Genomic DNA, 2,383 nt, shown 5'->3' with positions numbered 1-2,383 from the left:
TCAATACATTCAGGGCGGTATCCCACCAGCGCCTCCACCGAAGCTAGCGCTCCGGTTTCAATGGCTCCCGCCTATCCTGTACAAAATGTACCAAAATTCAATATCAGGCTACAGTAAAGCTCCACGGGGTCTTTCCGTCCTGTCGCGGGTAACCTGCATCTTCACAGGTACTATAATTTCACCGAGTCTCTGGTTGAGACAGTGCCCAAATCGTTACACCTTTCGTGCGGGTCGGAACTTACCCGACAAGGAATTTCGCTACCTTAGGACCGTTATAGTTACGGCCGCCGTTTACTGGGGCTTCAGTTCAGAGCTTCGCTTACGCTAACCCCTCTCCTTAACCTTCCAGCACCGGGCAGGTGTCAGCCCCTATACTTCGCCTTACGGCTTCGCAGAGACCTGTGTTTTTGCTAAACAGTCGCTTGGGCCTATTCACTGCGGCTTTCCGTTAAGAAAGCACCCCTTCTCCCGAAGTTACGGGGTCATTTTGCCGAGTTCCTTAACCAGAGTTCTCTCGCACACCTTAGGATTCTCTCCTCGCCTACCTGTGTCGGTTTGCGGTACAGGCACCTTTTATCTCGCTAGAAGCTTTTCTTGGCAGCGGGGAATCAAAGACTTCGCTCCATAAGGAGCTTCCCCATCACAGCTCAGCCTTCACGATAAGCGGATTTGCCTACTTATCAGCCTAACTGCTTGGACGTGCACAACCAATCGCACGCTTCTTCTATCCTTCTGCGTCCCTCCATTGCTCAAACGATAAAGAGGTGGTACAGGAATATCAACCTGTTGTCCATCGCCTACGCCTGTCGGCCTCGGCTTAGGTCCTGACTAACCCTGAGCGGACGAGCCTTCCTCAGGAAACCTTAGGCATTCGGTGGACGGGATTCTCACCCGTCTTTCGCTACTCATACCGGCATTCTCACTTCTAAGCGCTCCACCAGTCCTTCCGGTCTGACTTCACTGCACTTAGAACGCTCCCCTACCACTGATACCATTGGTATCAATTCGCAGCTTCGGTGGTGTATTTAGCCCCGGTACATTTTCGGCGCAGAGTCACTCGACTAGTGAGCTATTACGCACTCTTTAAATGGTGGCTGCTTCTAAGCCAACATCCTAGTTGTCTAAGCAACTCCACATCCTTTTCCACTTAATACACACTTTGGGACCTTAGCTGGCGATCTGGGCTGTTTCCCTCTTGACTACGGATCTTATCACTCGCAGTCTGACTCCTAAGGATAAGTCATTGGCATTCGGAGTTTGACTGAATTCGGTAATCCGATGAGGACCCCTAGTTCAATCAGTGCTCTACCTCCAAGACTCTTACACTTAAGGCTAGCCCTAAAGCTATTTCGGGGAGAACCAGCTATCTCCAGGTTCGATTGGAATTTCTCCGCTACCCACACCTCATCCCCGCACTTTTCAACGTGCGTGGGTTCGGGCCTCCATTCAGTGTTACCTGAACTTCACCCTGGACATGGGTAGATCACCTGGTTTCGGGTCTACGACCACGTACTAAACGCCCTATTCAGACTCGCTTTCGCTGCGGCTCCGCCTCTTCAGCTTAACCTCGCACGGGATCGTAACTCGCCGGTTCATTCTACAAAAGGCACGCCATCACCCATTAACGGGCTCTGACTATTTGTAGGCACACGGTTTCAGGATCTCTTTCACTCCCCTTCCGGGGTGCTTTTCACCTTTCCCTCACGGTACTGGTTCACTATCGATCACTAGGGAGTATTTAGCCTTGGGAGATGGTCCTCCCAGATTCCGACGGAATTTCACGTGTTCCGCCGTACTCAGGATACATTCAAGAGAGAACGAAGTTTCGACTACGGGGTTGTTACCCTCTACGACGGACCTTTCCAGGTCGCTTCGTCTACCTCGTTCCTTTGTAACTCCGTATAGAATGTCCTACAACCCCAAGAGGCAAGCCTCTTGGTTTGGGCTATGTTCCGTTTCGCTCGCCGCTACTCAGGAAATCGCATTTGCTTTCTCTTCCTCCAGGTACTTAGATGTTTCAGTTCCCTGGGTCTGTCTTCCTTACCCTATGTATTCAGGTAAGGATACCATACCATTACGTATGGTGGGTTTCCCCATTCGGAAATCTTCGGATCAAAGCTTACTTACAGCTCCCCGAAGCATATCGGCGTTAGTCCCGTCCTTCATCGACTCCTAGTGTCAAGGCATCCACCGTGCGCCCTTTCTAACTTAACCAAACTAAAATTAAAAAAATATGAGCTACACTGTTATCTAGTTTTCAAAGAACATACATTTATATATGAGAGATAGTTCTCTCAAAACTGAACAAAACGAAACACGGAAACTTATATTGATGAACAGCGTTCATCAATTCTCCATAGAAAGGAGGTGATCCAGCCGCACC

At 49.9% G+C, this 2,383-nt stretch carries 1 rRNA gene; it reads right to left on the bottom strand.

The window, feature by feature from the left end:
- Nucleotides 1-2,214, bottom strand: a 23S ribosomal RNA gene (locus JDS82_RS28930); the annotation flags it as partial.
- Between the last annotated feature and the right edge of the window lie 169 nt (nucleotides 2,215-2,383).

Source organism: Bacillus cereus group sp. N14 (genome assembly GCF_016483555.1).
Lineage (GTDB): Bacteria > Bacillota > Bacilli > Bacillales > Bacillaceae_G > Bacillus_A > Bacillus_A wiedmannii.
The sequence above is the reverse complement of the archived record's forward strand: the minus strand, read 5'-3'. Positions and strand labels throughout refer to the sequence as shown.